This window comes from Novacetimonas pomaceti (assembly GCF_003207955.1).
Lineage (GTDB): Bacteria > Pseudomonadota > Alphaproteobacteria > Acetobacterales > Acetobacteraceae > Novacetimonas > Novacetimonas pomaceti.
This window is the reverse complement of the sequence record NZ_NOXG01000047.1, coordinates 1-7,159: the sequence shown is the minus strand read 5'-3', so window position 1 is coordinate 7,159 and position 7,159 is coordinate 1. Positions and strand designations below refer to the sequence as shown.

General features: G+C 51.7%; 5 protein-coding genes. 3 read left to right on the top strand and 2 right to left on the bottom strand.

What is annotated here, in order from left to right; translation table 11 throughout:
• Positions 1-627 precede the first annotated feature (627 nt).
• The gene (locus tag CFR71_RS14865; protein WP_181418266.1) at positions 628-1,707 is read right to left on the bottom strand and encodes a replication initiation protein; all 1,080 of its coding nucleotides are present in this window, start codon (positions 1,705-1,707) and stop codon (positions 628-630) included.
• Between the two features lie 1,264 nt (positions 1,708-2,971).
• On the opposite strand from CFR71_RS14865, the gene CFR71_RS14860 reads away from it, so the two are divergent.
• From CFR71_RS14860 to CFR71_RS14850, 3 genes are all read left to right on the top strand, one after another.
• Positions 2,972-4,174 carry an AAA family ATPase gene (locus CFR71_RS14860; RefSeq protein WP_010512186.1) on the top strand — a complete coding sequence of 401 codons (1,203 nt, stop codon included), beginning with the start codon at positions 2,972-2,974 and terminating at the stop codon, positions 4,172-4,174.
• 165 nt (positions 4,175-4,339) lie between these two features.
• Positions 4,340-5,374 (top strand): ParB/RepB/Spo0J family partition protein, encoded by a 1,035-nt coding sequence (locus CFR71_RS14855; RefSeq protein WP_110532096.1) that lies wholly within the window; start codon positions 4,340-4,342, stop codon positions 5,372-5,374.
• A gap of 550 nt (positions 5,375-5,924) precedes the next feature.
• The gene (locus CFR71_RS14850; protein WP_110532094.1) at positions 5,925-6,818 is read left to right on the top strand and encodes an alpha/beta fold hydrolase; all 894 of its coding nucleotides are present in this window, start codon (positions 5,925-5,927) and stop codon (positions 6,816-6,818) included.
• 118 nt (positions 6,819-6,936) lie between these two features.
• Here CFR71_RS14850 and CFR71_RS14845 read toward each other — a convergent pair.
• On the bottom strand, positions 6,937-7,159 hold a 223-nt coding region (locus tag CFR71_RS14845; protein WP_133251179.1), incomplete at its 5' end, for a transposase domain-containing protein.

Genomic DNA, 7,159 nt, shown 5'->3' with positions numbered 1-7,159 from the left:
AGTTCGCCCCAGAAAAGGTCGTTCTGGGTATCTGCGAGAGCGGTTGTGCCGAAGAGGTTGAGCTGGAACGACATGGCCGTGCTCCGTACAAACGCCGGCGCCCGGCGCTGCCTCTGCAGGCCGGGATGTTTCCGGGTCAGGTTTTCGGGATGTCAGGAACGGGCGTGCTAATCAGGTTGTGTCGCCTGATTACTCTTTCCTTCAGCTCTCATTGCAACCGGGTCGGGCAGTGCGGGGCAAGGGTGCCGCGTAGCGGCAGCACCGGACCCGCGCGCAGGCGACGTAGACGCCGAGCACGGGGAGGAGCTCCCCCTTGCGGCGTGCTGGTCGATCTGGTGCCAATCCCTAAATGACTTTGCGGACTAATCTCTTAATCTTATTCTTCTTCTGGAAGCAGACTTACCACCCGTTCAGCTTGAATCTTACGAAAAAGCGGGTAGTCGCATGTCCGATCGCTATGTTGCAGTCGTTTAAATTTTCACAGTCGACCGATAGTTAAAATGGATTGTCGCTGGAAAATTGCAACGTTGCAATTTTTGAGAAACCTCTAAATTGACATAGAGACGACCTGCGTTATCGCGCCCTATTTCGCATTTCTAGCGTTATAGAAGCGTTCTCGGCTCACGTTTACGGATTGCCTCGACGGTTGTGATAACTTTCGCAAAAGCCTTTCCATGCCGCTTTAAGCTTGGAACCATGCAGCTTGCCAAGTCGCTCACCGAGATGGTCTCGGAATGCATCGGCAATCAGGTCGATATCCCAGCCCCCGCCAGAGGAACGCGCTATTCTAGCGAATATCTCTTGGTCGGCTCCAAACTGGAGAGAACCGGCTGGGAACATTACCTGCCCATCGCTTTTCGCAGCCGCGGGTCGTACTACTTGATTGCGTTGTGTTTCTAATTCGCGTGTAGTCGTTTGATGATCTATGACCTTTGGGGTTTCCTTAGGTTGGAAAACAATCTCGAGTTCTCTTACTGCTCTTCCTTGTCTTATTTCCGTCCACTCGACCGTAAAATGCGCCAGTTCGTCGATTTCATTCTTGCAAACGGTCAATACTTTTCGCCGCAACTGAGCAAAGTCTTTATAGACGTTAGGTGAGATCCCTAAGGCAGCACGAAATGCGATGACGTCACCTTTCCACACGGTTTGACGTCTCTTCACGCGCAAGGCCCCGATTTCGTAAAGTTTAAGCGCGTAAGCCGAACGAAAACCCAATACAGCGGTGCGATTCATGACCGCATAGGTTTCAGACTCTTGGATTAGTCTTCGGGCATCAGGAGTAAATTCCCACTCGATCCAACCGACTTCTTTTCCAGGCTCTGTGTCTTCAACTTCTTCCCTTGAAGAGGCAATCAGAGAAAATCGTCGCGTCGCTTTTTTACCTCGCCAGGAAATGTCGTCTTCGGCAAATAGAGTACCATGCAGTTCTTCAAGCATGTCACTTATGCGTTCGTTACCTTTGTGACCTCGCCTGATGTCTGCTTTGCGCATGCGGTGGACCACTGGCTTCCAAGCATCGCCACCGGCTACAAGGATCATCAACGCGAGTAGACGTGATGCAGTCAGGCTTAGCGATTGGCCTCTGACGAAACGTATCTCTACAAGGTGTCCAGGTTTGGCGAACTCATCGGCACCCTTATGCTGTAGAGCGCGAGCAACACGCATGGCGCGCTTTGGAGCTTCATCACTTTCGGATGCGTATTGCATGGGCGGGTTATCCAGCACCTAACGGGACGAACGATTCGTATCCTGACCTTAGAATGAGAATAAGGTCAGGTGAAGCGGAAATTGGGGATCTTAGCGCCTTCTCGCGGCCGCGTATGGTGCTGAGAAGTAAGGTTTCTTATGAAGATTTTTATAAACACGACCGCAGCGTGCTGCGGGGGATTCTGATTCTATTCAAGTGATTCTGATTCAAGACAAAAAATACTAGGAAAACCAACGACTTTTAGAGCATTTCCTGACCTCGTGGGGGACCTAGCCTGACCTTTTGGGGGATAGTAACCTGACCTCGTGGGGGATCTAACCTGACCTCGTGGGGGACGGTCAGTTAAGATAGCTAGTTTTGGGAAGTATCCACACGTTATTTTAAGAACTTTCATGTTGACGGTCGCAAACCGGTATCTATGGGACTTGCGCGTGTTTTTTAATGAAATCTATGAGTGCGATTCGCAGTTTAACGGGCTTTCGTCTCTTTTTTAGATCTCGTTCATAGCTGCCGTGGCTGCCATGACGATGTTCCACGCCAGATGATTGCCCAGTGTGGGTGGATTGCAACGTTGCAATTGTTTGAAGGTATATGGATTTCCTTGCGAAAAACGCGAGGTTACTAGCCTTTTTCCACAAGTAACTGACCTGCCCGGTCGGCACTAAGCGACGGTATGGGTAACCCAGCTGACAGCACTATGCCGATGTCTCTGAGGCAACTGAACGTATTTGTCCCAAATTGCAATGTTGCAATCTCTAATATGTGGCAAAGAAAGTTTCGAAAAAAAAAGCTCACTAAAGATTAAAGCGAAAGTGACTGGGTAACTGAAGGCCTGATCTGGTTGCTTATTTTGGCAGCGCCACCGAGATATGCTCGACTGGAAGCTATTGCATTTGGCTAGGGGTGGAATTCAGTGTTCCGCTGTTCTCATTGATGCAGGGACAAATATCCCCCACGAGGTCAGGGTAAGCATTTGTACCTTGCCTCCCCCCAAGAAGTCAGGATAGCGACGTGCGCTGATTGGCATCCCCCATAAGGTCAGGATACCTCGTACATCTTATCACATGCTCCCCCAAGAGGTCAGGACACTCATCTTTTCGGTTTTTATGTTCGCTACCTAATCCGGCACATGATCGTCGCGCTTTGTCGGCATTAAAAAAAGGGAATGGCTATCGAGTTAAGTATCGACTTTCGAAAAGATAGACATTATCCATTGGAAATCGAAAGTTAGTGCACGACGGACGTTTATCGAAAGAAAGATTTATGACAGCTGATCTCGAGCAAGCCGGATATACGAGTCTCCAAATGGTTGAAGGGCTGGCGGATAAGGCCGCGGCAGTTCTGGAGAATTTGAGGGAAAGCGCTGTTGCCGCGCGAGCCGGCGAGCGACGAGAACCGACATTTCAGATTGGCCAGGCTGCAGAACTCGTAGGCCGGACGCCCGCAGCCATACGCGACGCAGAAAAGGATGGTCGTCTACCCAAACCTGAACGGGGAGCCAATAACAGGCGTGTGGGATATACGCTTGAACAGGTCAACGACATGCGCGGGATCTTTGGCACGCGTCCGTGGCGTGATCCAGGCGACCCGCCGGCAATCATAGCTGTTCAAAACTTTAAAGGCGGTGTCGGGAAATCAACGGTTGCTGTTCACCTTGCGCAATATCTCGCGATCCAAGGCTATCGCGTGGCGCTGATCGATTGTGATAGCCAAGCGTCAGCAACAACGCTCTTTGGTTACGTGCCAGATTTAGACCTTACTGAGGATGAGACGCTTTATCCGTTTTTGCGGCACGATGAACGTTCGTCACTGAGCTACGCGCTCAAACCTACGCATTTCGATGGTCTATATCTGATACCGTCTAATCTTCGGCTGTTTCAATCTGAGTATGAAATCGCCGCGCGGATGGCTCAGGGCGAGCCTGGGCTTGTGGATCGGTTGTCGGTAGGGCTGGCGTCTATAGCGCCAAATTTTGACGTTATAATTATGGATCCTCCTCCTGCCTTGGGAGCAATCTCGCTTTCTGTGCTGAGGGCAGCAAATGCATTGGTCGTTCCGGTGCCCCCGACAATTATGGACTTTTCGTCAACGACGGCCTTCCTGTCGATGCTGGAGGAGACATTGCGGACGCTAGCGCAGTTTGACAGGGCTCCTTCTCTAGAGTTTCTCAAATTCGTGGCTTCTCGGGTAGAAGAGAACAAATCGATTCACAAGGAACTTATCAAGCTGATGCAGGCTATTTTCGGCCATCATCTAGTTAGAGCCCCTCTGAAAAATTCTGCTGAAATCGACAATGCCACAGCTCGACTCATGACTGTGTACGAACAGCAAGGAGCGATCACAAGCAAGTCGGTTCGTGATCGCTGCCTTACCTATCTGAACGCAGTGTGTAAGGAGCTTGAAACGGATATTCGGGGAATGTGGCCTAGTCATCAGGAGCGGCTTCGCAAGGAAGGACTGGTGTAATTTTTTCTTGGAGATGGCGGTTCATTGAACTCTCTCAAATCGTCAATTTCTGAAAATTGCAACGTTGCAATTTTGGATTGGTGGCGGAGCGAGAAGCGAAGCACGCATTTTCAAAGCATTATTCGAACTTTTTGCAGGTCGAGTAATGTGAAAAAGGAGGGATAAATGTCGGGGAAAAACAGGGCTTTTGCGGACGGCTTAACAGCTGCAATTTCAGGCGTAACCGGTAGACAAGGCCAGTCTCGTCCAAATCGGTCAATCATTAATGATCGTACTAACCGATTAGCAGAAGTTGCTAGCGGTAAAGTTGTTACTCGTACTCACGAGTTTATTGACCCTGCACGATGCAAAATGTGGGAGGGTCATAATCGTGATTACGCCGCGTTGTCCTATGAAAACTGTCGCGAACTTATCGAAAGCATTCGTGCGCAGGGACGCCAAGAAGTTCCGGCCATCGTTCGGCGATTGACCAACAACCCAGATTTTGATTTCGAAGTGATCTGTGGCGCACGCCGGCATTGGTCTGTTTCGTGGCTTAACGCCAATAATTATCGTGACATTAAGTTCCTTGTTGAGCCTCGTGAAATGGAGGACGAGGAAGCCTTCCGTATTGCGGACCTAGAAAATAGGGCGCGTGAGGATCTTACCGATTACGAGCGCGCAAAGGATTACTTGTTGGGTCTGGATCGGTACTATCATGGTCGCCAAAAAACGATGGCAGATCGGTTGAACGTCTCTGAAGCATGGTTAAGCCGGTACCTCGACCTTGCTAGATTGCCTGAAGCAGTCACTCGGGCATTTGTTAGCCCGCATGATATTCGGCTTAAGCATGTGATGCAGATAAAGCCCCTTATTAAAGACAGTGCATCACGCGAAGTGGTCTACGAGGCTGCTGAACGTATTGCTGCGTTGCGAAGCAAAGATCAGAACTACCTTGTGGAACCTGCTGCAGTGGCTCGCGAACTCGAGAGTGCGGTAGCAACGGAACTGGGACATCTACGTCGCGGCAGCGCGCGCTCGCCTAAACGTGGCGCCGTTGCTATCACTCGCGATACGGATGGCAAAGAGATCGTAAAAATAGATGCGAAGTCGCCTAAGCGTTTGCAGGTCACTTTCATGCTGGCGGAACTACGTTCTCGCGAAGAGATGGAGGAGGCAGTTAAACTGCTGACGGATCGCTACTGGCCCGTTCAAGAATGAACTTTTGCTTAGGATGCGTAACCTGCAGCAGTCAGCGTATCAGATTTGTTTCTGCGTGAATTACCAGTGCTGGGTCTGAGTGGTAATGCTGGGTCACCATTGCACGAGTGTATGTGCCTTGTGTCCGAAATACGTGCTGGGGCGCGTTTGAGAGAACTAAGCGATTTCAGAACAAGCAGGCTGGGCATGTAGCTCGTGGAGGCACTGCGTGTCGATAGGACGGTCTTGCTTGTGTACCTGATGACTGTAAACGTGATGTCATCGGCATGCCAACGGTTCTGCAATCATTGCTGGTTAGAGTGTTTTTTGCTGACCGTCCTTTTTGTTTTTGGTAGGCCGACTACTCATTGGACTGATTAGTAATTAAAGGGCACAGTGGCCCATGACGATATCAGCCGCGTTCTCGAGGCATAGCCAGAGATGCCTGCGGCTTCGAAAGTCATTGCGTCGTCTGCGGATTGGTCATCAACAAGTCTTCAACAGGGGAAACACTGGTTTCCTGATATTCTGCTTTTTTGCTGTGTGCCACTGGACGAATGCAGGTAAAAGCATGACCGCAATCAGGAAATTCCCCGATCTATTGCCGGGCTTTAGCTGGCGGGATATCGAGGTGAATGGCGTGCGGATCCGCACGGCTACCGGCGGAAACGGACCACCGCTGCTCATGCTGCATGGTCATCCGCAGATGCATCTGACCTGGCACAAGGTTGCGCCCGCACTGGCGAAACGTTTTACCATCGTGGCCCCAGATCTGCGGGGTTACGGTGATAGCGCCAAGCCTGAAGGTGGGACGGATCACGCCAACTATTCCAAGCGGGCCATGGCGGCTGATCTGGTTGGCGTCATGCACCAGCTTGGATTTGAACGGTTCATGGTTGTCGGGCATGACCGGGGCGGACGGGTGGCGCACCGCATGGCGCTGGATGCACCGCAAGCGGTGGAAAAACTGGTGCTGATCGATATCGCACCGACAGCAACGATGTATGCCCGGACCAATATGGAATTCGCCCGACGCTATTTCTGGTGGTTTTTTCTGATACAGCCCGCCCCCCTGCCTGAAAGGCTGATCAGTGGGGATCCGGACTTCTTTCTCGAAAGCCACATTGCAGGACAGATCAAGATATCAGGATCGGTCGATCCGCGTGTCATGGCCGAATATCGTCGATGCTACGCCGACCCGGCAATGCGTCATGCAGCATGCGAAGACTACCGCGCTGCAGCAGGCATCGATCTCGTCCATGATGCAGCTGATGCAGACAGGCGGATTGAGGCTCCATTACTGGCTCTGTGGGGCGCACGCGGCACCGTGGGCGCGCTATATGATGTTGTCGAGACATGGCGCGAAAAAGCCGTGGACGTGCGGGGATACGCGATCGACTGTGGTCATAGTCCGCAGGAAGAAGCACCGGCAGAACTGCTGCATCGGCTTGATGCGTTTCTCTGACCTTCGCAAAACAGTTGGTGAGTAAAAGCTCGATTTTCGCCGCATTACAGTCAGTTATGATTTGAAAAGCAGACCCGTTCGATTCAGAGTAATCATCCGGCGAGAGACGCGGGCGTATTCAGGCGGCGATGGTATTGTGGACCTGCTGGTGGGCTTTCCAGTGCCAGGGCAGGAGTTCATGGAGGCGTGGATTGGGGATGTCATTGATCCGTGCCAGGACATCGGCGAGCCATACGTGGGGATCGACATCGTTCAGACGCGCGGTGACGATCAGGGAATACATGGCGGCGGCGCGCTCTCCGCCACGATCGGACCCGGCGAACAACCAGGCTTTCCTGCCC